This is a genomic window from Lentzea rhizosphaerae (assembly GCF_042649515.1).
GTDB lineage: Bacteria > Actinomycetota > Actinomycetes > Mycobacteriales > Pseudonocardiaceae > Lentzea > Lentzea aerocolonigenes.
Map to the genome: position 1 here is coordinate 1 of NZ_JBHRZI010000014.1, position 26,959 is coordinate 26,959.

Annotated in this window: 16 protein-coding genes and 1 pseudogene; 3 read left to right on the forward strand and 14 right to left on the reverse strand. The window is 69.5% G+C overall.

Going from position 1 to position 26,959, the window contains the following annotated elements; genetic code table 11:
- Positions 1-825: 825 nt before the first annotated feature.
- From ACFOWZ_RS16055 to ACFOWZ_RS16100, 10 genes and pseudogenes are all read right to left on the reverse strand, one after another.
- Complete coding sequence (locus ACFOWZ_RS16055) at positions 826-2,022, reverse strand: HNH endonuclease signature motif containing protein (RefSeq protein ID WP_382373157.1); 1,197 nt, start codon at positions 2,020-2,022, stop codon at positions 826-828.
- Positions 2,023-2,416: 394 nt separating this feature from the next.
- On the reverse strand, positions 2,417-6,352 hold the full coding sequence (locus tag ACFOWZ_RS16060) for a family 43 glycosylhydrolase (RefSeq protein ID WP_382373159.1): 3,936 nt from the start codon (positions 6,350-6,352) through the stop codon (positions 2,417-2,419).
- A gap of 313 nt (positions 6,353-6,665) precedes the next feature.
- Positions 6,666-6,878: pseudogene (locus ACFOWZ_RS16065) on the reverse strand (hypothetical protein); the annotation flags it as partial.
- A 181-nt stretch (positions 6,879-7,059) separates the two neighbouring features.
- Positions 7,060-7,335 carry a LuxR C-terminal-related transcriptional regulator gene (locus ACFOWZ_RS16070; protein ID WP_382373161.1) on the reverse strand — a complete coding sequence of 92 codons (276 nt, stop codon included), beginning with the start codon at positions 7,333-7,335 and terminating at the stop codon, positions 7,060-7,062.
- Between the two features lie 92 nt (positions 7,336-7,427).
- Positions 7,428-8,651 (reverse strand): ROK family transcriptional regulator, encoded by a 1,224-nt coding sequence (locus tag ACFOWZ_RS16075; protein ID WP_382373163.1) that lies wholly within the window; start codon positions 8,649-8,651, stop codon positions 7,428-7,430.
- A gap of 44 nt (positions 8,652-8,695) precedes the next feature.
- Positions 8,696-9,703, reverse strand: a complete 1,008-nt coding sequence (locus ACFOWZ_RS16080) for a sugar phosphate isomerase/epimerase family protein (RefSeq protein WP_382373165.1) — start codon at positions 9,701-9,703, stop codon at positions 8,696-8,698.
- 13 nt (positions 9,704-9,716) lie between these two features.
- The gene (locus ACFOWZ_RS16085; RefSeq protein ID WP_382373460.1) at positions 9,717-10,853 is read right to left on the reverse strand and encodes a Gfo/Idh/MocA family protein; all 1,137 of its coding nucleotides are present in this window, start codon (positions 10,851-10,853) and stop codon (positions 9,717-9,719) included.
- 35 nt (positions 10,854-10,888) lie between these two features.
- Positions 10,889-11,911: a substrate-binding domain-containing protein gene (locus ACFOWZ_RS16090; protein ID WP_382373167.1), complete on the reverse strand. Its 1,023-nt coding sequence runs from the start codon at positions 11,909-11,911 to the stop codon at positions 10,889-10,891.
- Positions 11,912-11,924: 13 nt separating this feature from the next.
- Positions 11,925-12,950: an ABC transporter permease gene (locus tag ACFOWZ_RS16095; RefSeq protein ID WP_382373169.1), complete on the reverse strand. Its 1,026-nt coding sequence runs from the start codon at positions 12,948-12,950 to the stop codon at positions 11,925-11,927.
- The gene (locus ACFOWZ_RS16100; protein ID WP_382373171.1) at positions 12,947-14,455 is read right to left on the reverse strand and encodes a sugar ABC transporter ATP-binding protein; all 1,509 of its coding nucleotides are present in this window, start codon (positions 14,453-14,455) and stop codon (positions 12,947-12,949) included. Before ACFOWZ_RS16100 ends, ACFOWZ_RS16095 begins: the two co-directional genes overlap by 4 nt.
- Positions 14,456-14,780: 325 nt before the next feature.
- Between ACFOWZ_RS16100 and ACFOWZ_RS16105 the strand changes: the two genes are divergently transcribed.
- Positions 14,781-14,924, forward strand: coding sequence for a hypothetical protein (locus ACFOWZ_RS16105; protein WP_382373173.1), 144 nt, complete (start codon positions 14,781-14,783; stop codon positions 14,922-14,924).
- A gap of 17 nt (positions 14,925-14,941) precedes the next feature.
- Here ACFOWZ_RS16105 and ACFOWZ_RS16110 read toward each other — a convergent pair whose 3' ends face one another.
- Entirely contained in the window at positions 14,942-15,229 is a 288-nt protein-coding gene (locus ACFOWZ_RS16110) for a DUF3040 domain-containing protein (protein ID WP_382373175.1), read from the reverse strand.
- A gap of 161 nt (positions 15,230-15,390) precedes the next feature.
- On the opposite strand from ACFOWZ_RS16110, the gene ACFOWZ_RS16115 reads away from it, so the two are divergent.
- Positions 15,391-17,604, forward strand: coding sequence for an ATP-binding protein (locus ACFOWZ_RS16115; protein ID WP_382373177.1), 2,214 nt, complete (start codon positions 15,391-15,393; stop codon positions 17,602-17,604).
- 45 nt (positions 17,605-17,649) lie between these two features.
- Here ACFOWZ_RS16115 and ACFOWZ_RS16120 read toward each other — a convergent pair whose 3' ends face one another.
- From ACFOWZ_RS16120 to ACFOWZ_RS16130, 3 genes are all read right to left on the reverse strand, one after another.
- A complete protein-coding gene (locus ACFOWZ_RS16120) occupies positions 17,650-24,099 on the reverse strand; it encodes a DNRLRE domain-containing protein (protein ID WP_382373179.1) in 6,450 nt (2,149 codons plus the stop codon).
- A 102-nt stretch (positions 24,100-24,201) separates the two neighbouring features.
- On the reverse strand, positions 24,202-25,461 hold the full coding sequence (locus ACFOWZ_RS16125; RefSeq protein WP_382373181.1) for a glucuronoxylanase: 1,260 nt from the start codon (positions 25,459-25,461) through the stop codon (positions 24,202-24,204).
- A 404-nt stretch (positions 25,462-25,865) separates the two neighbouring features.
- On the reverse strand, positions 25,866-26,066 hold the full coding sequence (locus tag ACFOWZ_RS16130; RefSeq protein ID WP_382373183.1) for a hypothetical protein: 201 nt from the start codon (positions 26,064-26,066) through the stop codon (positions 25,866-25,868).
- Between the two features lie 122 nt (positions 26,067-26,188).
- Between ACFOWZ_RS16130 and ACFOWZ_RS16135 the strand changes: the two genes are divergently transcribed.
- Positions 26,189-26,929, forward strand: a complete 741-nt coding sequence (locus ACFOWZ_RS16135; protein ID WP_382373185.1) for a ribonuclease activity regulator RraA — start codon at positions 26,189-26,191, stop codon at positions 26,927-26,929.
- The last annotated feature ends 30 nt before the right edge of the window (positions 26,930-26,959 follow it).

Below are 26,959 nucleotides of genomic sequence, written 5' to 3' on the forward strand. Positions count from 1 at the left end.
GATAGTCGAGACGATTGAGGAGATCCGGCATCGTCGCAGTAGCGGACGCCGGCACCGCTCTTATCCCCGCGTGGTTAAACGAGTCCGGTCAGGAGACAAGGTAATCAAGCGAGCTACCCACACGGGAACTCGCCACGATATGCCGCCCGAGCTGCACATATTCGGCAGGGTCGCTTAACTTAGCGGCATTGTCATTGACCCCGCCCGCCGGACACGCCATGCCACACGGAGCCGAAAACCCCTCGAAACCAAGCTCCACGAGGACTTGACCGCCCCCGCTCCTTCATAGATGACTTCGGGGCCCTTGCGAGGCGCTGAATCGGGCGGAAAAGGTCGGATTCTTCGCACCCGTCCGATCCGCGAAAAGGCTAGCGCCTCGCTCTCAAAGTCAAGCCCCAATCGCAAGCGTGCGTGGTTGCGTCGGGTTGTTCGGCTCACCTCATCACCGCTTGCCCGATGACGCATTGCTCTGTCCGGCTCGGCTACGCCATTGCCGTTCACCTTCGGCTTCGGGTGATCAGCTGTGCTAGATGTAGCCTTGCGGGATTGACTCACGGGATTGCTGCCTCGCGGTTTGTCGTCGCGGGGGTTGGCCCCACCGCAACGGGAGGAAGAAACGGCCGCCACCCACGCAGCCGCCGGTCAGTCGGTGTTCGCGCGGATGCCTCGCCGTGATCAGGCAGCGTGGGCGGTTCGCGGGGGCGCTGTCCGCCTGGGCGTCGTCACGTACGAGGCGCCTGGAGGCTCCTGGCCATTACCTGGGCAGCATTCATCAGCCTGCCTCCCCGCAGTCAGGCGGCCTTCATCGGCACCGCCTGGCCGTGGTCAGGCGGTGTTGATGAGGTTGCGCCTGGGTCTTTGTTGGGGGTCGAGCCAGGCTGGCGGGTAGAAGGTCGGGATGCCGGTGATCATCCGGACTTCCCACTTGCTCTGGTGGATCAGCGTGTGGTGCGCACGGCACAGCAACACCGCGTTGTCGACCGAGGTGTCCCCGCCGTCGGCCCAATGCCGGACGTGGTGGCCGTCGCAGTGCCGGGGCGGCCGGTCGCAGCCCGGGAAGGCGCAGCCACGATCCCTGAGAACCAGGGCCCGGCGGATCCGGGCGGGGAAGGTACGAGTTTTGCGGCCGATGTCCAGCGGCTGGCCCTCACCGCCCAGTACGGCGGGGATGATGCCCGCGTCGCAGGCCACCCGGCGGAGCTGGTCGGCCGGGAGGTGCTCGCCGGTGTCCAGCATCGCCTCGCCCACCTGCTTGACCAGATCCTCGTAGCGCAGGGTCACCGTCATCGTGACCGGCTCACCGCCGTGTTCGGGCAGCTGGTCGGCGCGCAGCATCAGCTCGATCAGCTCGGCCAGGGCGTCGCCTTGACGCTGCGAGCGGGTGCGCGGGTCCGGGCCCTCCCCGGTGTCCGGGCGCGGCTTGGCCAAAGGATCGAGCAGCGCCTCGTACTTCGCGCCGGTGACCTTGTCCAGCTTCGCCCGGATCTCCAGCCGCCCGTTCTTCCACTGCATCAAATGCTCATTCGCAGGTGGCGGCGTCGGGTCAGGCTCGCGGGGCTCGGGGTCGTTCTGATAGAGGGAGTAGGCGAGCTTCCCGCCCAGGGTGCGCACGGTGCGGGGCTCGAAGGTGCGGGCGTAGCCCACCACGGTCGCCTCGTGTTCGGCGGGCACGGTCTTCATCACCGCGGCCACCGCCGCCACATGCTCGACCGACAACGCGCCCTCGGCCACCGCCTCCGCCGTCAGCGGAAGCACCGGGGCGAGCTCGCTGCCGGTCGGGGTGATGTCCTTGGTCAGCAGTGCGGCGGTGTCGATCCACCGCGTGGCGACATGCAGATCCCAGCGGACAACATGCCGCAACACCTGCGGCAAATTCCTGTACCCGAGTTCGCTCGCGGCTCCGCGCCGATCCAGCTCGGCGACGATCTGCAACGCGGCATTTTCACGGACGCGGATTTCCGTCACCTCGTCGACGAGGCTGCGCAGTAGCTCGTCGGTGGAGAGGAGGCGGGTTTCGATCACGTGTTCTAATCTACCGCAAGATCACGAAAAGATAACGGGTAAAGCGGAACACGATAGGGTGAACCACCCAGCCGAGCAACGTGATCCGCGAAGCCGCAGGCAAGCGGCGAAGGCGAAGCCGAGCCGTACAGGGCTATGCGAACGCGGGCAAGCGGTAATGAGGTGAGCCGACCAACAAAGGCGACCACGCACGAGTGCGATTGGGGCTTGACTTTGGGTGCGAGGCGCTATGCTGGTCGGATCGGCCGGGCTCTTATTGCCCGGCTTTTCAAGGCCGATGAGCGCCTCGCAAGGGCCCCGAAGTCAAGCCCCAATCGCAATCGTCGCGAAGCGGCGATGACGCGACCAAAGCTCGTCTTCGGGGCTGTCCCACAGGCTGGATGACCAAGCGGTGTCAGCGGGTGATGCTTTGGAGCGTGGGCACGACCTTCGCCATCGTGCCGTCCGGGTTGAACCGGAGGCGGTCGACGGTCACCTCGCGGTGCGTGCCGTCACCGCCCGGGATGGCGAACCGGTGGTAGGCGATGTACCAGTCGTCGGTTCCCGGCGCCTGGACGATGCTGTGGTGTCCGGTGCCGAGGATGCCGAGTGACGGATCCTTCTCCAGGATGACACCGCGGTTCACCAGACCGTCGAGCATGGGACCGGTCACCGTGGCGTAGCCGACCCGGTAGTTCTCGCTGCCGGTGTCGTCGATGGACCAGGTGAGGTGGTAGATACCGCCGCGCTTGGTCATGAACAGTCCCTCGCGGAAGCCGTCCAGCCCGGTGACGTGCTTGATCTTCGTGGCGTCGAACGAGGTCATGTCCGCGTTCAACGGCACCACGTACGCTTCGCCGTTGCCCCAGTACAGGTAGCTCTGGCCGTTGTCGTCGGTGAAGACGGCCGGGTCGATGGCCTGGCCACCGTTGGGGTTCGACGCGATCAGCGGTTTGCCGAGCACGTCGGTGAACGGGCCGGTGGGTGAGTCGGAGACGGCCACGCCGATCTTGGCGTCGGCGCAGAAGTAGAAGTAGTACTTGCCGTTCTTGTGCGCGATCGTCGGCGCCCAGGCCCGGCTGTCCGCCCAGGACACTCCCGGCCCGAGGTCGAGGATCTTCTCGTGCTTCGTCCAGTTCACGAGGTCCTTGCTGGACCAGGCGTTGAAGGACGTGCTCGACCAACCGGGGAAACCGTCGGTGGTGGCGTAGATGTAGTAGCTGTCGCCGAACCGGACGATGTTCGGGTCCGCGTTGTAGCCGGGAAGGACGGGGCTGTTCATGACGGCCGCACGCACCGTCCAGATCCGCTGGCTCCGGTCCGCTCCGGTGACCGTGTAGGTGACGGGCTTGGTGAAGTCCTGCCTCGATCCGTTGCGGGGCGAGACCTTCGCGTCGTCCGCGACCTCGAGCCGGGGCGACAGGCGGCGCAGGTCCGTGCCGGGCTTGACCGGCAGGAGGATCGTGCCGGCCTGGCTGTCGACGACCGCCGGAACCTTCAGCGCGTCCAGGCTCACCGACGCGACCGCGGTCTCGTTGCCCGGCAGCTCCAGCACTTCCGACGTGGTGAGGCCGCGGTTCCAGACCGTGAAGCGGCTCATCTTGCCCTTGAAGTACTTGTCCGCGGCGTAGGCGGACCGGCCGATGTAGTTCGACGTCGTGATGCCGTTGCCCAGGTCACCCGGTTTCGTCGTGACACCGTCCACATGGGCCACTTCGACGCCGTTGTCGTACAGGCGTGCCTTCCCACCGGCCAGCGTGTACGTCAGCGTGTGCCAGGCACCTCTGGCGAGGTTGCGCCCGCTGTTGGCGTTCTGCTCGGTCGACCAGTTGCCGGACGCGATCGCCGCCCGGTAGCTGTCCCCGCTGGCGAAGAGGTAGCCGTCGCCGGCGCCGTTCGTGCTGTTGCCGAGGTTGAACAGGAAGTACGGCGTCTGCTGGCCGGGATCGACCCACACGCGTGCCGACACGGTGATCGCGTCGAGCCCGGTCATGAGGTTGTTCGGCAGGTGCACGTAACCGTCGGTGCCACCGAAGGTGAGGCCGTCCGACGAGCGGGTGACGTCACCGTGCAGCACGCCGTTGCGTGCCTTGCCGGAACCGTCCGCGACCGTCGTGCCGGAGCCGCCGGTCAGGTCGTAGTCGGCGATGACGCCCTTCTTGTTCGCGGTGACGGGCAGCGGGCCCTTGCGCAGCCGCTCGAGCTCGGCCTTGGTCACCGGCAGGACGGTGCCGTGCCGCGGGGCGCGCGGCAGGGAGTACTCCGCCGGGATCTGCCAGTTCGGGTTCGCCAGCGAGTCGGTGACGAACGGGATGTAGCCGCGGTTCGGCGTCTCGTCCATGAACGCGTAGAACTTCTTGCCGTCGTTGGACTTGAACAACGTCGGCCCTTCGACCCAGTCCGTGCCGAGCGGCGTGCGGATGCAGTCGTCGACCAGTTCCCAGTTGCGAGGCTTCGTGGTCGGCAGGTCGACGGCGCGCAGGTCCTTCGAACGCTCGAGCACGATGTCGCGCGTGCACTTGCCGATGACCTTCTCATCGGTCGTGAGGCGGTAGTAGTAGTCGCCGTCCTTGATGACGGTCGAGTCGATGACGCCCTGGCCGGGGTCGTTCCAGACCTTCGGCTCGGTGAACGTCCGGAAGTCGCGGGTGGTCGAGTAGTACATCCGCGCGTACGACCAGTTGTTGTGGTCCGGGTCGTCGGCCGCGAACGGAATGCTCGCCCAGTAGACGACGTAGGCGCCGATGGTCGGGTCGTAGGTCGCCTCCGGTGCCCACGTCATGCCCGCCGTGTCGGGCGAGACGCGCACGTGGCGCTGCTCGGACCAGGTCACGAGGTCGGTGGACTCCCAGATCTCCAGGTACTTGCTGCCGTGCTGCTGGGCCGCTCCCCAGCCACGTCCGTCGTTGATCTGCAGGTCGGTCGCGACGAGGTAGAACTTGTCGCCTTCCGGGCTGCGGATGATGAACGGGTCGCGCACGCCGGTTTCGCCGTACTGCGACTTCAGCACGGGCTTGCCGCCGTTGAGCTCGTCCCAGTGCAGCGGGTCGTCGCCCCGGCTCACCGCGAAGTGCACCTGCTCGGTGTCCTGAGTGGCCTCACCCGTGAAGTACGCGAACGCGTAGCCTTCCTTCGCTTCCTGCTTGGGCAGCGGCAGCACCGTCAGGATGAAGTCACGGGTGCTGCTCGCCTTCCCCTTGGTCGCGCGGACGCTCAGATGTGCCTTGCGGGGCTTGGAACCGTACGGCGGCCGCGTCACCACACCGTCCGCGGAAACGACGCGCTTGTCGTCGCTGCGCCAGGTGAACGTGACATCGCCCGCGCCCTTCGCCGGCAGCGTGACGTTGCCCCGGACCGCGTTCTGGTCCCAGATCACGATGTCCTTCAACGCGTTCCGGACCTTCTGCCGGTCGGTGATGTCCGCGATCACCGTCACGGTGAACGTGCGGGTGGCGGAGTGTCCGGCGTAGGTGACGGTCGCGGTCAGCGTCACGGTCGCGTTGCCGGAGCCCGGCGCGGGCCGGGTGACCACACCGGTCGCCGACACCACGGCCGGGTTGCTGGAGGACCAGGTGATCACCGAACCGCCCGCTGCCTTCCCCGGCAGGGTGAGGTTCCCGGTCACGGCGGAGGTGTCACCGAGGCTGAGCGCGGCGGCGTCGGCGGCGGCACGGCCGGCGGCGGTCCGCTCGCCGAGCGCGTTCGCTTCCGCCGCCGTCACGGCGCGGTCGTAGATGCGGAAGTCGCGGACCTGGCCCTTGAGGTACTTGTCCCCGCTGTACACCGAACGACCGAGGTAGTTGGCGGTCGTGGTGCCGCCGCCGATCGATCCCGGAGTGATCGTCACGTCGGTCTTGCGGGCGACCTCGATGCCGTCCTCGTACAGCACGGCGAGACCACCGGCGAGGGTGTAGGTGAGCGTGCGCCAGCTGCCACGCGCGAGGTTGCGGTTGGTGGAAACCGTTTGCTCGGTCGACCAGTTCCCGGACGCGATCGACGTGCGGTACCCGTCACCGGTGGTGAACAGGTAGCCGTTCCCGGTGCCGTTCAGCGTGTTTCCCAAGCCCCAGACGAAATACGGGGTGCCCTGGTCGGTGGCGACGTTCACCTGGACGGACACGGTGATGTCCGTGAGCCCGCGCATGACGTTGTCGGGCAGCCGGACGTGACCGTTCGAGCCGCCGAGGCTCAGCGCACCGTCCTGCCAGGTGGCGTCACCGCTCAGCGTGCCGTCTCTGCCGTTGCCGGACGTGTCGGCGACGGTGGTGCCGGAGCTCTGGGCGAGGTCGTAGCGGACGACCAGTCCTTTGTCGACCGTCGTGTCCGCACCGGCGGCGTGCGTGACGCTCATCGACGACGCTGTGAGGGCTGCAACTCCGAGAACCACCGTCAATGACCGACGCCAGGTCGTCGAACGATTCGAACGCATTCAGCCCTCCGCGGACCAACTTCGAGGTGAACGTCAACGCGACTGCACTCAGGGAGGTCAGCTACTGCGGATCCGGCGCAGGCAGTCATTGTTAGCGTTAACATTTGAGGCCAGAAGAATGCGGTGCACAGTGTGGTCCCCTTCGCGTCGTCGCGACACCAGGCAGCCACCTGGACACCGCCCCGGCCCGCTCGCCGTGAGCGTCACTCACGCGGGCCGTGGAAAGTGACCCAGATCATGAGGTCTCCGCCACTGAACAGTCAAGAGATCGCTCCCCCGGTCTTCTTCGGGGACGCGACCGCGCCGATCGCCGTCCGGCCACCTCGTCGGGATGTCCCATGCACCCCAACGGAATGCGCTCGGAGACGCGTTGTACCTGCGCGGGATCGCCGAAGGCGTCGTCGTTGATCGGCGTGCGGATGAACCCTGGGTTGACGACGTTGACAGTGGTGCACGCTCGGCCGTGACCGGCCTCCCGCGCGGGCCTTCAGCACCGGGCTGAAGCCCGGCGCACCAGCCCGCAATTCGGCAGCCGACTCGTGACGAGGGCAGGCCGGCACCACCGGCGCCGCAACCGGACCCACCCGTCGACCAGCCACTGCGCGGTCACCCCGGCGAGCGCGCCCAGGTCAGCGGGAACCCGACGGTCGCTCGCCCACTGCCTGCGACGGCACCGCGAGCCACTGCAGCTCCGCCGCGAGCACCCCGAGCTGGAACCGGGACTGCACGCCCAGCAACGACTGCAGGCGCGCGATGCGCCGGTTCAGGGTGCGGAGGCTGACGTCCAGTTCGCGGGCGATCGCGCGGTCGGTCGCGCCGGTGCGCATGAGCCGCAGCAGACGCCGGGTCGCCACCGTGGGTTCCTTGCCCACAGCCACGCGCGGTGTTACGCGGGTCATAGTCATGAGGCGACGGTAGGCGTGACTATTGGCGGCTGTCAATCAAAAGTCGGCACTTCACCGTCAAAGCGCACGTGCCTTACGGATGTGTGCCGTCATTAGGTGGCATGGGACGACAGCTCCACCTCACGCGCGAGGCCACCGGCTGCGACCTCGCCCAGCCGCGCGTCCAGCACCTCCGGCGAGAGCACGTGCCGCACCACCATCGCCGCCGCGCCCAGTGCGCCGGCTGTCTCGCCGGTGCCCGACGCGACGATCCGCAGGTTCTCCGTGGCCAGAGGGAGCGAGCGCCGGTAGATCGACTCGCGCACGCCCGCCAGCAGCATCTCGCCCGCCTCCGCCAGCAGGCCGCCGATGACCACCAGGGACGGGTTGAACATGCTCACGCAGCCCGCGAGCACCTCGCCGATGTCCCTGCCCGCCTGCCGCACGACCCGGCCTGCCTCGAGGTTGCCGGCGCGGACCAGGTTCACCACGTCTGCCGTCGACGCGGCCGGATGGCCCAGGTCCCGCAGCTTCGCCGCCAGGGCTGGACCGGCGGCGACCGCCTCCAGGCAGTCGGTGTTGCCGCACCGGCACAGCGCCCCGCCACCCTCGGGCACCCTGATGTGCCCCAGGTCGCCCGCCGCGCCCGCCGCGCCGCGGTGCAGCACGCCGTTGCTGATCAGCCCGGCACCGATGCCGGTCGCCGCCTTCACCACGATCATGTGCAGCACGTCCGGGTACGAGGCGGTGTGCTCGCCCAGTGCCTCCAGGTTGACTTCGTTGTCAACGAGCACGGGCACGTCGAACTCCGCCGTGATCGCCGCCGGCACGTCGAACCCGTCCCAGCCCGGCATGATCGGCGGGTTGTTCGGACGGCCGGTGGAGTGCTCGACCGGGCCGGGCAGTCCGATGCCGACGCCGGCGATCTCGGCGGCGTCCACGGTGTGCAGCAACGAGCGCCAGGTCGTGACGAGGAACGGCAGGATCGCCGCCGGGCCGTCCGCCACGTCGAGGTCCACCTGTTCGACGGCGAGCAACCGGCACGCCAGGTCGGAGACCGCGACGGTGGCGTGGGTGGCGCCCACCTCGGCCGCCAGCACCAGGTGGGCGCCGGGGTTGAACGCGAACCGGCCGGCCGGGCGGCCGCCGGTGGACTCCCCCGTGCCGCTCCCGGTCACCAGGCCGGCCGCCACGAGCAGGTCCAGCCTGGCCCGCACCGTGGAACGGGCGAGACCGGTCGCGTCCACGATCTCCGCTCGGGTGCGCGGGCTGCCGTCCATCAGCATGCGCAGCACGGCGGCCGGCGATCCAGCCTCTACACCCAAGGTGCTCTCCATCGAGCGATTGTCCCATCGGTACCGGAAACCAGCCCGCGACCGGGTCAGCCTCCAGAGCTGAACGCCGCGTCGAAGGACGCCGAGGGCGGGTCGAACGCGTTGCGGCGAACGAACTCCAGTGCCTCGGGCGCACCGACGAGCCGGTCCATGCCCGCGTCCTCCCACTCGACGCTGATCGGCCCGGAGTAGCCGATGGTGTTGAGCATCCGGAACGACTGCTCCCACGGCACGTCACCGCGTCCGGTGGAGACGAAGTCCCAGCCCCGGCGCGGGTCCGCCCACGGCAGGTGCGAGCCGAGCCGGCCGTTGCGGCCGTTGCCGACCTGGCGCCGGGCGTCCTTGCAGTCGACGTGGTAGATCCGGTCGCGGAAGTCCCACAGGAACCCGACAGGGTCGAGGTCCTGCCACACGAAGTGCGACGGGTCCCAGTTCAGGCCGAACGCCGGCCGGTGCCCGATCGCCTCCATCGCGCGCACAGTGGTCCAGTAGTCGTAGGCGATCTCGGACGGGTGAACCTCGTGCGCGAACCGGACGCCGACCTCGTCGAACACGTCCAGGATCGGGTTCCAGCGGTCGGCGAAGTCCTGGTAGCCGGCGTCGATCATCGAGGCGGGCGCCGGCGGGAACATCGCGACGGTCTTCCAGATCGACGAGCCGGTGAACCCCACGACGGTGTCGACGCCGAGCCTGGCCGCGGCTCGCGCGGTCGCCTTCATCTCCTCCGCCGCCCGCTGCCGCACGCCCTCGGGGTCGCCGTCACCCCAGTTGCGGGCCGAGAGAATCCCCTGGTGCCGCTCGTCGATGGGGTCGTCGCAGACGGCCTGACCGGTGAGGTGGTTGGAGATCGCCCACACCTTCAGGTCGTGCTTGGCGAGGATCGCGAGCCGGTCCGCGACGTAGTCGTCGTCCTCCGCCGCCTGCCACGGGTCGAGGTGGTCGCCCCAGCAGGCGATCTCCAGGCCGTCGTAGCCCCAGCCCGCGGCCAGCCGGGCGACCTCCTCGAACGGCAGGTCGGCCCACTGACCGGTGAACAACGTGATCGGACGTGCCATCTCGGTTCCCTCCTCAGACCTGCTGCCACGTGCGGGACGCCGCGCTGTCCTCGACGGCTGCGAGGACGCGCTGCACCTGGAGCCCGTCGGCGAACGACGGCACCGGGTCGGTTCCCGCGGCGATGGCGCGCACGAAGTCGACGGCTTGGTGCGTGAACGCGTGCTCGTATCCCAGTCCGTGACCGGCAGGCCACCAGGCGCCGACGTACGGGTGCGACGGCTCGGTCACGATGATCCGGCGGAACCCTGCGACGGCCGGGTCCTCCGTGCCGTCGAAGAACTGCAGCACGTTCATGTCCTCGAGGTCGAACGCCAGGCTGCCCGCCGAGCCGTTGACCTCGATGCGCAGCGCGTTCTTGCGGCCGTTGGCGAACCGCGTGGCCTCGAACGAGCCCAGCGCGCCGCCCGCGAAGCGCGCCAGGAACAGCACGGCGTCGTCCACCGTCACCGGCCCGGTCTGGTCGGAGGCCGTGCCGGACAACCCGGAGTGGGACAACGCGAGCGGGCGCTCGGACACGAACGTCTCCATCGTCCCGGACACCTCGCGGACGGTGTCGCCGAGGATGAACTGGGCGGCGTCCACCACGTGCGCGCCGATGTCCCCGAGCGCGCCGGAGCCGGCCTTCTCCTTGTCGAGCCGCCACGACAGCGGCGCGGCGGGGTCGACGATCCAGTCCTGCAGGTACTGGGCGCGCACGTGGTGGATCTTCCCCAGCCTGCCCTTGGCGACCAGATCCCTGGCCAGGCCCAGGGCAGGCACCCTCCGGTAGCTGAAGCCGACCATCGCGCGCACCCCACGCCGTGCGGCGCGTTCGGCGGCCTCGGCCATGGCCACCGCTTCGGTGACGCTGTTGGCCATCGGTTTCTCGCACAGCACGTGCTTGCCGGCGTCCAGAGCGGCGACCGCGATCTCGGCGTGCGTGTCACCGGGTGTGCAGATGTCCACCACGTGCACGTCGTCGCGGTCGAGCACGGACTTCCAGTCGGTCACGGCCTCGGCCCACCCCAGGTGTTCTGCGGCGGCCCGTGTCCGGTCGGCGTCCCTGCCGCACAGCACGGACATCACCGGCCGCACCGGCAGGTCGAAGAAGCGCGGCGCGACCCGCCACGCCTGGGAGTGCGCGGCTCCCATGAAGGCGTGGCCGACCATCGCGATGCCAAGCTCAGTCACGTTGTTCGGTCCTCTCAGGACTCGAAGGCGGAGGGCAGGTAGCGGTCGACGTTGTCCTTGGTGACGACCGGCGCGTACAGCTGGACCTCACGGGGGACCTCCACCTCGACCAGGTCGCCGAGGCTCTTGCCCTGCACCGCGAGCCGGGCGAGCCGGATGCCGTCCGCGCCCTGGGTGGACGGGTAGATGACGGTCGCCTTGTGCGGTCCGTTGTCCGCCTTGATCTCCCGCATGACGTTGGCCGATCCCGCGCCACCGACCATGAAGAACTCGCTGCGGCCGGAGTTCTTGATCGCGGCGGTGACGCCGACGCCCTGGTCGTCGTCGTGGTTCCAGATGGCGTCGATCTTGCGCGCGGCCTGGAGCAGGTTCGCGGCGGCCTTCTCGCCGCTCTCCACCGTGAACTCGGCCGCCACGCGGTTGGCGACCTTCAGCCCGCAGCTCGCGAGCGCCTCGGCGAAGCCCTTGCTGCGGTCCTGGGTCAGCGGCAGCGAGTCGATGCCGGCGATCTCCGCGACCACGGCGTCCGTCTTGCCCTTGAGCCTCTCGCAGATGTAGTTGCCCGCGGACACGCCCATGCCGTGGTTGTCGCCCAGGACGGTGGACCGCGCGGCGAACGGGCTGTCGAACTGGCGGTCCACGTTGATCACGGTGATGCCGGCCTTCATCGCCTTGAGCGCGACCGGGGTGAGCGCGGCGCCGTCGAACGGCAGCAGGACGATCGCGTCCACCTTGTCGTTGATGAACGTCTCGACCTGGCTGATCTGCAGGTTGACGTCGTTGGTGCCCTCGACGACGCGCAGTTCCACATCGGAGTACTTGCCCGCCTCCGCCTTGGCGGCGTTGGTGATCGCGGCCATCCAGCCGTGGTCGGCGGCCGGTGCGGAGAAACCGATGACGACCTTCTTGCCCGGCTCGTCGTTGGCGACCTTCACCCCGCCCTGGTTGCCGCCGCCCGTGTTCTGCGGCGTGTTGCCCGTGCAGGCGGTGAGGGCGAGAACTAACGCGGCGAGAGCGGCGATTCTCTTGAGTGGCATGGTTTCCGGCTCCTCAGGTACGTCTTGCCAACCGCTGCTGAAGGAGGACGGCGACCACGATGATCGCGCCCTTCGCGACGGCCTGGGCGGAGATGGAGAGGTTGTTGAGGGTGAAGACGTTCGACAGCGTCGTGAAGATCAGGACACCGAAGACGGTGCCCGCGATCGTGCCGCGACCGCCGGTGAGCAGCGTGCCGCCGATCACGACCGCGGCGATCGCGTCCAGCTCGTACAGGCCGCCGTGGGTCGCGCTGCCGGTCGTGGTGCGGGCGACGAGCATGACGGCCGCGAGCCCGCAGCACAGGCCGAGCAACGTGTAGAGCCACACGGTGTGCCGCCGCACGTCGATGCCCGCCAGTCGCGCCGCCTCGGGGTTGCCGCCCACGGCGAACGTCCGGCGCCCGAACGTGGTGCGGTTCAACAGCACCCACCCGCCCGCCGCGACCAGCGCGAAGATCACCACCAGCACCGGCACGCCCAGCACCGAGGCGTCGAAGAACGCGGCGAAGCCCGGCACGTTCACGATCTGCGTCTTGCGGTTGGAGATGATCTCGGCCAGGCCGCGTGCGGCGGCCAGGCTCGCGAGGGTCGCGATGAACGCCACGACCCGGCCGTAGGCGATGAGCACGCCGTTGACCAGTCCGCACGCCCCACCCACCACCAACGCGGTGAACACGATGACGATCCAGTGCGTGTTGTTCGCTATCCCTTGGGTGGCAAGGGTTGTCGCCCACACCGACGACAGCGCGACGATCGCGCCCACCGACAGGTCGATCCCGCCGCCGGTGATCACGAACGTCATGCCGACGCTCACGACGCCGATCACCGCCGCGAGCCGCAGGATGGTGAGCAGGTTGTCGACGTCGGCGAACCGGTCGCCCGCGGTGACCACACCGCCGATGCACAACAGGACCAGCGCGACCACGAGACCGGCGTTGCGCCCGGCCGCGGAGCCGAGCAGGCCGGAGGCGCCGGACTGCCGCACGGCCGGAGCTCTTCCCTGTTGCTGCGCCGCCACGGCGGCGGTGTCCTCGCTCATGCCGCGTGTCCTTCCATGACCAGGTCGAGAACCCTGGACTCGTCGATCTCGTCGGCCGGACCGTCGTGGACCACCCGGCCCTCGCGCACCACCAGGACCCGGTCGGACAGGCCCAGGACCTCCTCGACGTCGCTGGACACGACGACCACGGCCACACCGGAGTCCGCGAGCTCGCGGATGAGCTCGTAGATCTCGCTGCGCGCGCCCACGTCCACGCCGCGGGTGGGTTCGTCCAGCAACAGCACGCGGCACTCCCTCAGCAACCACCGCGCGAGCACGACCTTCTGCTGGTTGCCTCCGGACAGTCCGCGCACCACGCGGTCGACACCGGCCGGCCGGACGTCCAGCGTCTCGGTGAGCTTCGTCGAGCGGACGCGTTCGGCGCGGTCGTCGAGGAAACCGAACCGGGCGAACGACGACATCGACGAGACGGTGATGTTGCGGTAGACGGCCTGGTCGAGCAGCAACCCCTGGCTCTTGCGCTCCTCCGGGCACAACCCCATCCCCGCGCGCACGGCCGCGCCGACGCTCCCCCGCCGCAGCTTCCTGCCGTCGACCTCCACGGTGCCCTCGGCCGCTTTCCTGGCGCCGTAGACGGTTTCCAGGATCTCCGAACGGCCGGACCCGACCAGACCCGCGAGCCCGACCACCTCACCTGCGTGGACGGTGAGGTCCACGCCGGCGAAGCGGTCGCTGTCAGACAGTCCGCGCACCACCAGCACCTCGGGAGCGGCCGGGTCGACCGGTTTCCTTTGCGGGAACACGTTGTCCAGCACACGTCCGGTCATCAACCCGATCAGTTCCGAGGTCTTCGTCTCGCGCGCGGACAGGCCCGTCGCGACGGTGCGGCCGTCCTTGAGGACGGTCACGCGGTCGCCGATCTCCCTGATCTCGGCCAGCCGGTGCGAGATGTAGATCACCGCCACCCCTTGGGCGGTGAGCTCCCTGATGATCCCGAACAGGACCCGCACCTCGTCCGGGTCCAGCACGGCCGACGGCTCGTCCATGATCAGCAGCTGCCCGTCCAGCGACAGCGCCCGCGCCATGCTGACGACCTGCTGGTGCGCCACGGACAACCGGCCGACATCGCGGTCGGGTGCGATGTCCGGGTGTCCCAGCCGGTCGAGCAGGGCTCGGGTCCTGCGCCGCTGCTGTGCTCGCCGGGTGAAGCCGGCGGTGGACAGTTCGTGACCGAGGAACACGTTGTCCGCCACCGACAAGCCCGCCACGAGGTCCAGCTCCTGGTAGATGGCGGCCACACCGCTGCGCATCGCGGCGGTCGGGTTGCCGAACGACACGACCTCGCCCCGCCAGGTGATCTCTCCCTCGTCCGGCCGGTGCGCGCCGGACAGCACCTTGATCAGCGTCGACTTGCCGGCGCCGTTCTGCCCGAGCAGGCAGTGCACCTCACCCGCGCGGACCTCGAAGTCCACGCCCTGCAGTGCCGTCACACCGGGAAAGCGTTTCACCAGCCCTCGGACCGACAGCAGGGCTGTGGCCCTCATCGGATCACCCCTGTCCACGAGCGGACAGGCACGCGCGAGCTCGTCATTGAGTCCTCCGGGCCCCGGAAACCGTTGTGCCTAAAGGGAATTTGACCTGCGGAGGCTTAAAGCTAATGAGCCGCTCTTTGCCTGGTCAAGGTTGCTGAAGTGGCACATATCGGCCAACTTTTCCCTTGACGAGAGGGCCGGTTGCTGAGCGGTCAGTCCTGCCACCACCGCCTCAGCTCCGGAAAATCGACGCGAACGACCGAGTGACGACACCTCCCGGCATACCGCCGATTCCGCAGATCTGTGATGAGCTGTCCGTAGTGGACAGTGCGGCGCGGTGATCCTGTTGTTGTTCGGCGGCAAGAAGCTGCCGGAGACGGACGCCGCGCAGATCGCAACGCTTCAGCAGCAGGTCGACGACCTGCGGCAGCAGCTGAACGCGGCTCAGCAGGCGTCCAAGCCGACTCAACAGCCTGGCTGAGACCCGAGAGCTGAGAGTCAGTCGCGGCGTTTCCGCCACGCGTGCACGAACAAGCCCGCGAACACGCCCACGCACAGGAGAGCCCCGAGCGCGATCAGCGGAACCGACGACCAGGTCACCCCTGCCATCACCGCCAGCAGCCCGCAGAAATAGGCGGCGAACACACCGAGCACCCGCAGCGCCCGGTTGGACACGGAGGCCAGCGCGGACGGCCGGGTGAGTTTGGCGGCGAGCCTCGGGTCCTCCAGGGACAAGCGCTGCTCGATCTCGTCCAGCTCACGTTGCTCGTGGTCTGCCAGCGCCATTGCGGGCCTCCTGGTCTGCCGTGCTCCGCCCACCATCGCACCTGTTCCCGCGCCCTGCCAAGAGCGGAGGAACACCGGAACGGTCGGATGAACCGTGCGGCAACGGGGTGGAATCCGCCGTACAGCCCAACGCGGGGCCGCCGGACGGGCAGACTGGGCACGTGATCGAGACGTTCGGCGAGCTGCTACGCGCTTATCGGGTCGAGGCGGGGCTGACCCAGCAGGCGCTCGCGGAGAAGGCCCGGCTCAGCGAGCAGGCGATCGGCGCGCTGGAACGCGGGGACCGCCGGTATCCGCAGGCCGTCACGGTGGACCGGCTGGTCGGTGTGCTGGGGTTGACGGGGCCGCGGCGGGAGCAGTTCGCGCGGGCCGCGTCGCGCAAGGGCACGCCGCGGCGTCCCGCTCGTTCCGCGCCGCGGCAGCTGCCCGCGGACGTCCCCCACTTCACCGGGCGGTCCGGCCAGGCCGAGCTGGTCGCGGAGATCGTGGGCGACCCGGCCGCCGCGGCGGTCGTGTCGATCACCGGCATGGGCGGGGTCGGGAAGACGTCGCTGGCCGTGCACGTCGCGCACCTGCTCGCGGCCGACTTCCCGGACGGCCAGCTCTACGTCGACCTGCAGGGCGCCCGCGAGCCGGTGCCGCCGCTCGAAGCTCTGGGTTTGTTCCTGCGCTCGCTCGGTGTGGCGGGCGAGCGCGTTCCCGGCACGGTCGACGAGGCCGCGGCACGGCTGCGGACCGAGCTCGCCGGTCGGCGCGTTCTGCTGGTGCTCGACAACGCCGCCGGCTCAGGGCAGGTCGCCCCGCTGCTGCCGGGCACGGCGGGCTCCGCCGCGATCATCACCAGCCGCCGGGCGGTGCTGGCCGTGCGGCAGGCGCGTCAGGTGCACCTCGACGTCCTCGCCGAACCGGACGCGGTAGCGCTGCTGGCCGTCTCAGCGGGCCGGGAGCGGGTGGCCGCGGAACCGGACGCGGCGACGGAGGTGGTGCGCCGCTGCGGCCGGTTGCCGCTCGCGGTCCGGCTCGCGGGCGCACGGCTCGCGTCCAGGCCCGCCTGGCCGGTGTCCCACCTGGCGCAACGGCTGGCCGACGCAGGACGCCGGTTGGAGGAGCTGGACCAGGACGAGGCCGGTGTGCGGGCGTGTTTCGCACTGTCGATCGACGGTCTGGCGGGCAGTGAGGACCCGGTGGACCGCGCCGCCGCGGCCGCTTACCCGTTGCTGGCCTGGCCCGCGGTGCCGGACCTGTCCGTCCCGGTGGCGGCCGCAGCGCTCGGTCTCGGTGAGGAAGAGGCCGAGCGACTGCTCGAACGACTGGCTGCGGCCTGTCTGCTGGAGACACCTGCGCCCGGCCGCTACCGGCTGCACGACCTGCTGCGGGTGTACGGAGCCGGGCTCGCCGGCCCGGCTGAGCGCACCACCGCGGTGAGCCGCCTGCTGGACCTGTACAGCGCGGTCACCTGGCGCGGACTCGCCCGGTCGAGCGCCGGTTCGCCGCGTCTCGCCAGGGCACCGCGCACGACCGCCGCACCGGAGGTCGCCGACGCGTTCGGCTGGCTGGACGGAGAACGGACCCACCTGCTCGCGGTGGTGCACCAGGCGGTGGCGGATCCGGAGGTGGACAGGGGGCTGATCGCCGGCCTCGCCCTGGGACTGTTCGAGTTCTACCGCTCCCGCGGGCTGTGGCGGGACTGGCGGCAGGTGTGCGAGGCGGCCCTCGTGGAGCCGGGCGACCGGCTCGCGCGCGCGTCGCTGCTCAGCGACCTGGCCCTGGCGGAGGCGGAACTCGCGCACCGCGGCGACGGCGACTTCTGCGTCGCCCGGCAACACATCCGCGACGGCATCGCGCTGTTGGAGGAGCACGGCGACGACGACATCACGGCGCGGGCGCTCAACAACGCGTGTTACGTGTTCCGGCTCAGCGGAGCCGTCGAGGAAGCGATCGGGTTCGGCGAACGCGCCCTCGCGATGCGCCGGTGCGGGATCACGATGGTCACCCTCGCCGAGCTGTACGCGCTGGCCGGTGACCGCGCCACCCAGCACCGCCACCTCGCGGACGCCATCGCCCACCTCGAGCCGCTGGACGACGCCCACGGCATGGCGTACGCGCTCGTCGTGCAGGGCCTGGCACTCCGCGCGGACCACCGTTACCCCGAAGCGATCGAGACCCTGCGGCGCAGCGCCGAGCAGTGGCGCCGGATCGCCGACGCACCAGGCGAGGCGAACACGCTGGCGGACCTGGGCGAGACCCTCCTCGTCGCGGGTCAGCCCGACGCCGGACGGGAGGTGCTGGCCGAGGCTCTGGTGCTGCTGCGCCGGCTCGGCGACCCGGTCAGGGAGAAGAAGGTCACGGAACTGCTGGGACACAACGAGAACTGAGCGCACGGCCCGCCCAGGAGGACGGGCCGTGCGCGGAACCTCAGCTCAGTCTTTCCCTCCGCCCCTCGGGCCGCCGTAGGCGAAGCAGGCGACCACGGCGGCCACGAAGTAGGCCATGCCCTGGATCACGATTCCCCAGATGACGGGAAGCGACCACGGGGTGAGCGTCAAGGTGCCGACGATGAAGAGGATGAAGCCGATCAGGAACGCGATGGCGAGGCCGCAGAGCAGGATCTTCACCGGGTCCACGCGGTTCGCGTTGATCCGCCGAAGCGAGCTGCTCGCCTTGCGCAGCAACCTCTTCAGCCGCTTCTGGTACTTCCTGGACGCCTTCTTGACACGCTTGGTGGCCTTCTTGACCGCGTTCTTCGCCTTCTTCAGCAGGCTTCTCAGACCCTTGCGCGTGCAGCACCCGCCGCCACCACCACCTACCTCCTTGTTGATCCTGCCGTCGGTGTCGGCCCGGTTCACGGGGTCAGCCGGGTAGTTGTAGGCGTTGGTGTTACCGCCGCGCACCGGGTCCACCGACAGGAAGAGACCGGTGGCCGGGTTGTACAGCCGGGCACCCATCAACGTGAGCCCGGCGCCGGAGACCGCCCGCTGCTGACCGCCGAGCCAGCCGTACTGCACGGGACCAGTCCGGTTCGTGTTGCCAGAGGCCGGGTTGCCGTACTCGTCGAAGGTGTTCCAGGCGGTCAGCGAAGTGGCGGTGGTGGACGACGTTGCGAGGTCCACAGTGGACACCACGTCGCCGTGCGGATTGGTGACCGACAGCGCTCCCGCGCCGTTCTCGTCGACCATCAGCGACAGGTCGTCGCCCATCAGCTCGACGTACCGGCGTGCCGAGCTGCCCGCGCTGACCCACGTGGGGTTGTCGGAGGAGTCGGTGTAGTGCCGGGTGGTCGTGCTGAACTCGCTGCCTTCGACCACAGATTCGGCGGAGCGCCGGTCGGCCGCGTCCAGCGTGAACGACGTGGTGATGCCGCCTTGGCTGATGGACTCGGCCTGATCGTCGTCGTAGTAGGCGATCGTGACGTTGCCGTCCGCCGGTCGTGGTGCGTCGGCGGCGGGCAGGGTCAGGGTGCGGCCGAGCTCGTCGTAGCCGTAGCCCGTGGTCGGCCGGTCAGCGCTGTCGAACGCGCGCGTCACCGTCGTTCCGCCCGTGGTGGCGCACGAACCGTCTTCCGCGGCGGGCCTGGTGGTCCTGCCGAGCCGGTTGTCGTTGCGGTCGAACGCGTAGGAGCGGGTCACGCACGGCACCACCGACTCCGGGTCGCCCAGGTCCACGCCCGTGGACGCCGCGGTCCGGTCACGCACCTCGACGAGACGGTTTGCCCCGTCGTAGGCGTAGGCGCGGTCGTAGGGCACCGCGTCACCCACGTCGGAGGGATCACCGTCCGCGGGCGGGCCGGTGAACGCGGCGCCGTCGGGCGTCCACTCCCGCACGATCCGCCCGGTCACGTCGACGTCCTGCGACCAGGCCAGCCAGCCGCCCTCCGATCCCCGGTAGCTCAGCCCGACCCGGGATCCGGTGTGGTCCAGCTCGATCTGCTGGGTCAGCCCGCCCGGCAGTTCGTGCACGACGAGGTCGCCGTTGGCGTCGTACCCGCCGGTCGACGTCCAGGTCGAGCCCGCGGTCGTGACCTCCACCTTGGTCGGCAGGCCACGCCGCTCGGTCTGACCAGAGGCGTCGGTGCCGTCGTAGGTGTAGCGGGTGGACCCGTTGGCGTCGGTGACGGTGGCCACCGAACCTGAGGCGTCGTAGACCGTGGTCGTCGTCGACTCACCGGAGGGCTGGTAGCCGATCTGCCTGCCCCAGCCGTCGAACGTGGTCCGCACCGACGAGGCGACGCTGCCGTCCGCCCGCAGCGCCGTGACCGCGGTCTCGGCACCCGTCGCCGGGTCGTAGCTCATCTCCTTCTTCGTGTTCGGCGTCGAGGTGGCCAGTCCGGTGACCTCGGTCCGCACCGACGACACCCGGCCGTCGGGGAGGTGGGTGGTGGTCCGGGTGCGCGTGACCGCTCCGGACTTCTCCGTGACCGCGGACGGCTCCAGGAGGTAGTTGAACGCCGTGTTGGTCGTCGTCGGCAACGGCGGGCCGGAGGACGGTGCCGCGGCCGGGCCTCGGGTGCACACCAGGCCCGCCCACTGCGGCTTGCCACCGCACTGGGTGCCGTTCGCCGCGGCCGTGTAGTACACGGTCCTGGTGGTGCCGGCGTCCGCGCCACCGGAGGCGGGCTGCCGCGTTTCCACCACGCGGTTCTCGCTGTCGTAGCGGGTCACGCCCACCACGTCCGCGGCGGAGACCGCCCCGTCGAGGTCGACGTCGGTGGTGGTCCTGCTCGGCAGGCCACTCGCCCAGCCGTCGGGATCGCCCGCCACCACGGGGTTGTAGTCGGTCAGCGTCCTGGCGACCGGTTCGACGTCCTGGCCGGTGCCGGGGTCGTGCGCGAACGTGGTCTCCGTCGTGGCCAGCCGGTACGGCATGCCGGAGGCGGGGTTGACCCCGTTGTTCGGCGCGCCCTGGTCGAACTCGATCCGGCGGTGGGTGCGCAACGGCATCGCGGTGCCGTTGCGCAGGGTCGCCGTGCGGGTGGGGCCGTAGGTGTCGGTGATCAACGTCTGGTCGTCGTTGTAGACGGTGATCGACGCGAGCTGGTCGGCCGAGGTCTGCTTCCCGTCGATGATCAGCCGCAGGGCCCGCTGGTCGAGCTCCCGCACCTCGTTGCCCTTGGCGTTGTAGTCGGTGGCGGTGTACTGCCACGCGCCCGCGCCGAACTCCGCGGTGTTCACCGTGTAGCCCTGACCGTCGGTGTACTGCAGCTGCGCGAACTCCCAGTCCCCCACCGCGGGCGTCGAGCCGACCGGGTGCTCGGGGCCGAACACCGCGAAACCCTTCACCGGCGCCGACTCCTGCCCCCACCGGTCCACTGAGGACGCGGACAGGTCGGGCAGACCCGCACCGGTGAGCGGCACGTCGTAGACGAACGTCGCGAGGTTCGCCGTGCCGCCCGCCGGGTCGCCGGCAGGCCGGTCGCGCTGCACTCCGGCCAGCTTCACGTTCGGCGCGGCGGTGTAGCTGAACCGGATCGGGACCTGACCGGGTGGCGTCACCGAGGTGAGCCGGTTGCCGGAGTCGTAACCGTAACCGGTGGTCAGGTTGTTGCGCGGATCGGTCACGCCGGTGAGCCGTCCCGCGCTGTCGTAGCCGTACGCCGCGACCTTGATCGAGTCCACGGCCTGCTTCTCCGGCTGGTAGATGTCCAGCCAGGCGGCCACCATCCGGCCGTTCGACGAACCGGACGTGCCGTAGTCGAACCGCAGCGACCGGCATCCCGGCGCACCCGCGTAGGCGCCCTGAGCGTCCACACAGGACACTCCGGGGGCCGGCGGGGCGACGATGCGGGCGACCCGGCCGGTGCCGTCGTAGGAGTAGGCGGTCTTGCCGGCGACGCCGGGTTCCGCGATGGCCGACGGCCGGAACCTGCCGGCGGCCGTGGTGGTCGGCGCGGTGGACGCGGTGGTGACGAACGTCGTGACGGTGCCGTCTTCCTCGGTGTAGGCGATGGTGGTCGCCGCACCGGTTCCGCTCACCGTGAGCTTGGCCCTGGCCTGCGCGGCGTCCTCCTCCGCGGCGACCCAGGTGCCCGCCTCCAGCGTCGCGGTGGTGCGCCGCTTCCCGCTCGGTGACTCGAAGACCATCGCCGTGGTGTCGCCGTCGAGCAGGGCGATGGTGCCGTCGAGCCGGGTGTTGTCGATCACCTGCAGGCCGCCGGCGCCCGCCTCGGCGCCGTCGAACTCCGCGGTCCAGCCGGGACCGAAGACCCCGGTCACGGTGTCCGTCGCACCGGCGAACGTCGAGTGCGAACGGGAGATCGTCAGGTCACCGGTGTAGCCGGGCACCTCGATGTCGGTCTCCTGGGTGTGGAACTCACCGGTCCACAGCGCGACGTCACCCGTGCCGGCGTCGGCCGTCGGGAACCCCTTGCCGAACGCGTGCGGCACCCGCAGGACGGTGCTCTTGCTCTGCGACCAGGTGCACTGGGTGGTGCTCGTGTAGGTCAGGCACACCTGGACGTCCAGCAGCGCGGGCACTCGCTCGTTGAGCTGGGTCGGCTGCACGCCCGCGGCACCGGGATCGGCGTCGAGCTGGCCGTCCTGCGTCTCCGCGGCGGTGTTCCAGATGCCCGTCACGGTCACGCCCGCGGCGCCGTTGTCGGTCACCGTCAGCGGGGCGTTCGCGGAGGTGTTCCAGCCGGTCGTCTCGCTGGTGCCGCCGTAGCCGGACAGCCGCCAGCGGACCGAGGCGGACGGCGTGGCCGAACTGCCCTTGGGCGGTCCGGACGCGGTGATCCGCACGCCGCCCGTGGTGGTGAGCCTGGGGTTGACCGCCGGGCTGCTCAGCGTCGCGCCGCCGTAGCCGAACGAGTAGCCGGCCGCGGTGGACAGCTTCCCGGCCGGGGTCTCCGCCTGCGCCTTGATCGTGTGCAGGCCCTGCGTGACCGGCATGGTGATCGTCGCCTTGGCGACGTTCGGGTCCGCCGACGGGGTGATCTTGAGCTGGCCGGGGGCGCCACCGGTGAAGTTCGTCGGCCGCGGCTGGCCGTCCACGGTGACCCTGACGTGGCCGGGCGCGTTGAACCCGGTGCCCGGCGCGGTGATCGTGCACGTGAAGACCGCGCTCGGCGGGGTGTCGGTCCACGAACCGTTGGCGTACGGGCAGGTGATCGCCGGTGCGGCCGGGGTCGCGGCGCCGACGCGGAACAGCGCCCACTCCGACCAGGCGGAGTTCAGCGTGCCGTCGTTGGTCCTGGCCCTGACGACGATCGCGGTGTTGTCGGGCAGGTCGGCGTTGGGCTGGCACCCCGCCGTCGTGCCGGACGGGTAGGTGGAGCTGGTGCAGGTGGCCTTCAGGGTCGCGGCCGTGCCCGCGGTGGACGTGTGGAACTCGAAGTTGTAGCGCACGGTGTTGCCGTCGGGGTCGGTGGCCTTCGCCGACACCCAGTTGCGCCGGTTCGCCGTGTAGAGGTAGGTCGCACCGCCAGGAGCGGCGTACGGGACGGCGTTGACGATCGTCGGCTTGGCCGGCGTCGCGGGCGCGCGGTTGTAGGTGAAGGAGATGAACGGCGGGGTGGCGCTGTCGCTGGAGCGGAACCGCTTCCAGGAGTTCGAGTCGGCTTCGTTGCCCGCCATCAGGGCCATGCCGCCGACCGCGTACGACGCGGCCGACCACGCCTTGGCGAGGTCCGTGACCGGCACCGCCGTGCGGCCGGCCGGGCAGCCGCTGTCGTGGCCCTTGGCGAACGACGCCGACCCGTACTGGCTGCCGATCGTCGGTTGCGCCGTCCACCGCGTCGACGTGGAGGCGAGCTGAGCGCTCTTCACCACGACCGCCGAGGCCGTGCAGGAGTACGACCACGTCTCGTAGAGCGACAGGGAGGCGCTGACGATCTGCTTGCCCTTGAACGGTGCCGTCGGGAAGTTCAGGAACGAACGCGCCTTCACGGCACCGCCGTTGTACGTGCCGACCTTGAGCTCCTCCGACGCGGACTGGTCGCTGGAGTAGTCGGTCTGCACCCACGTGTCGAAGCTCGGTTTCGCGGTCACCGCCGCGTAGGTCGGGTCGACCGTGACCGGGAAGCTGCGCCCGGAGTCCATGAACCACTTGGCGTCCGGCGTCACCACGAGCTCGCCGCCCTCGACGCGCAGGTCCACCTTCGTCCGGTTGACCGGCTCACCGCTGCGCTCGTCGGTCTTCGCGTCCCACATGTACGCGACCGGGATCGAGGAGTGCGGCTTGCCCGCCGCGTCGAGGAGGTCGATCGAGCCGTCGGATTGCGGCTTGACGGTCAGTCCCTTGAGCCGCAACGGAATCCGCCAGCTGGGTGCGGCCGCGGGTCTGCGTTTCACCACGAAGTCGTACTCGAAGCCCGACCGCCGTGAGTGCACGACCAGGTCGACGCCTGGCTGGATCTCGGCGTAGGTGGCCTTGGTGCCGTCCAGCACGGGTTCCGGCAACGTCCACGGCGCGACCCAGTCCACCTGCCGGTCCGCGTCGGGTGCGGCCGCGACGAACGACGTACCGGTCTTCGCGGCCTTGCCGCCCAGCCTCAGCCCCAGCGGGTGCCCGCCGGTCGTGGCGGCGCCGCTGGAGTCCCTGCGCCAGTTCAGGTCGATGCCGGTCCAGGCACCGCCCTTGTCCTTGAACCGGATCGGCGCACCGTGCTCCTCGGTGGTCATCGTGCCGTCCGGGTTCGACCAGGTCGTCGAGGTCTCGGTGCGCAGTTCCTCCACCTCGACCCTGGAGCCCTGCGCTCTCGCCGACACCGCGGCGGACACGACGTCGGGCCTGGACGCCACCTGCGGCCCCCTGGCCTGGGCGGGCGCCCCGGCCGCGAGCGCTTCCGGCCGCACCGCCTCGACCGAGGTCGAGGCCAGCGCCAGCAAGGCGGTCAGCAGTATTCCCTTGCGCAACAGGGACAGTCGCTTGCTCATGGGGCCCCCTCGGAGATCGGCTGCACGCGCCACCTTGGCGGCGCGTGCAGCCTGCGGGGAAGCGACAACCCCTACAGTTCTCCTACACAGTTGCGGGGCGACTCAGTTCAGGACGAACGTCTTGATGCTGCGGGCAGGAAACTGGGTGTTGAAGGTTCCGTTCGACACGGTGAAGTCGTTGGAGCGCGCCAGGTTCGCGCTCGCACTCGTCAACCAGCTGGAGCCGGTCGCGGAACCGACGTCCCGGATGGTGACCACGTGGTCGACCGGCGAAGTGTTCTTGTTGATGGCTACGATCACGATCCTGGACCCGCTCTTGTACGCCGAGATGTAGACGTTGGCCTGCGGGTTCGCGGTCGCGGTGATGCGCGAACAACCGGGACGAACCCACTTCGAGAAGTGGGCCATGTTGGCGCCGCGCTTGCTGATCTGCCCGTCCTCCCGCATCGGCCCGTACGAGCGGCGGATGTACCACCACACGTAGGTCTGGAACCGGCCGTCGACCAGCGCACGGTGGATGTGCTCGCCCACATCGAGCGCCTGCGGCCACAGATCGGCGGAGTCGGTGCTGTTGGGGTGGTAGACCTCGGTCATCCACAGCTCTTTGCCGCCGCCCTTCTGCTGGAAGAGCGGGTAGGGGAAGTCCGCGGTGCGGGTGCCGTAGAGGTGTGCGCCGATGATGTCCACGTTCGCCAGCGCGGCGGCGTCGTTGAGAATGGGATCGGAGAGGTTCTTGCGGTACTGGAACGACTCGGGAGCGATGACCCTGGCGTTGATCGCGCCCGCGTTCTCGCGCAGGAACCTGACGATCTCCGCGGACGTCCACGCCGTCCACTCCTGCGCGTAGTCCGGTTCGTTCTGGACCGAGATCCCGTACAGGTTCACCCCGTTGTTCGCCATGAACGCGACGAAGTCGTTGAGGTGCTGCGCATAAGCCCCGTAGGAGGAGTAACGCAGCCGCTTGCCGCCGGAGAACGTCTCGGTCATCGAGGCAGGCGGATTCCACGGCGAGGCGATGACCTTGGCCCCGAGCTCGACCGCACGCTTCGCCGTGGCGACCTCGCGGCTCCAGTTGGCCCGGTTCTCGTGGACGGGGATGCGCAGAACGGTGAACCCGAGCTGCCCCGCACCGTTGCCGAACGCCGTTTCGCGCTGCGCGGCGGTGAGGTCGCTGATCCACACGGTGTGGTTCATGCCGCCGAAGCCGAGGATCGTCTGCTGCACGTTCGACGGCTCGACGACCACCGAGGTGGCCGCGGCAGCCGGTATCCCGACCGCCAGCGCAGGCAACGCGACACCCGCCGCCAGCAACGTCCGCCGGCGTAAAGGATGCGAACCCACGTCTTCTGAATGCTCTGTCATGACATCTCCACGAAGCTGTTCTCGTTCAGGATCGGAACACGTCGGATGTCCGGCCGGTTGTCAGTGCAACCGCCCTGGGAACGCTCCCAGGAAACATTCCTAACAGCGTTCACGCCTCACCGTCAAGGCGGCCGACAATCGAATTCGTCGAATGCGAGAGTCGGGAGGATCCGCGCCTCTCGACGTCGCGGCGGGATTGAGCCGGTCGGTCCAGGTAGCTGCACCCTCTGCGGGGTACCGAAACCCGGGCGAGCTCCTGACCTGCACATCGCACCGGGTGCTGCGGGAATCGAAAATTGTCAGGCGAAAGATTGAAGGTGCCCACCCTGCGGGTTTATCGCTTCGTGCACCTCTTCCAATCGTCGGTGCGTGACCTCTGAGTGACGTCGCCAAGTTTTACGCAGTCACGCGTACGAGTTCGTCGAGAACTGCGGCCTGCCGCTGGGAAAGTCGTCCGGGAACGGCGAGGCGGACACTGCACCGGTGAGCAGGCCGAGCACGATCGTCGTCGGCCAGTCGTCGCGCTCGCCCGCAGGCAGCCACAGCTGCGAGTCGCCGCTGTCCGTGCCGCCCCACTGCACCAGGTCCTCGGGTATCACCGCCACACTGCCTGTCGATCACCACAACTTCGAGAGCGCTGTCGTTTCTGGCTCTGCACAACGGTTGTCTGCACTAGGCTCGAGCCGAGTTCACCGGCGGTCATCGCGAATCCGAGGGAGCTACCGACGTGGTCGAGACGCACGACATCGTTCGCCCGCCAGCAGAACTCAGCACCGCCCTCGCGGCGCTCGGCAGCGCGACGGCCAGCGCCGAGCTCAGTCGCATGGGCATCCGCAGCGCGTTCATCAGCGGGCCGATCACGGTGACGCCCGGGATTCGCGTGGCCGGGCCTGCGCTGACGCTGCAGTTCCTGCCGAAGCGGGAGGACCTCTACCCCGACGACGAGTACGCCGAGCCCGAGAAGCAGTTGCACCGGCACGTGATGTACCACGCGCAGGCCGGCGACATGATCGTCGTGGACGCGCGCGGCGACATGAGCAGCGGCGTGTTCGGCGAGATGATGCTGACCTACTTCAAGGGCCGCGGCGGTGTCGGCGTGGTGGTCGACGGATGCCTGCGCGACATCGGTGAGGCCAAGAAACTCGGTCTCGGGCTGTGGATCCGGGGCGCCACACCGAACTTCCACGCCCAGACCGGCATCGTCCCGACCGCCGTGAACGTGCCGGTGGCGTGCGGCGGCACGCTCGTCGAGCCCGGCGACATCGTCGTCGCCGACGACGACGGGGCGGTCGTGGTGCCGGTGAAGCTCGCGCCCGCGCTGGTCGCCGTCGCCCAGGAACACGCGGAGTGGGAGGAGTTCTCCCGGATCCGGCTGGCCGAGGGCGGCGACCTGCGACGGTACTACCCGCTGTCCGAGGAGGCGCGGCCCGAGTACGAGCGGTGGCGTGCCGAGCAAGGCAAGGGCTAAGCGGGCTGCCAAGAGTCCTGTCCGCTACTG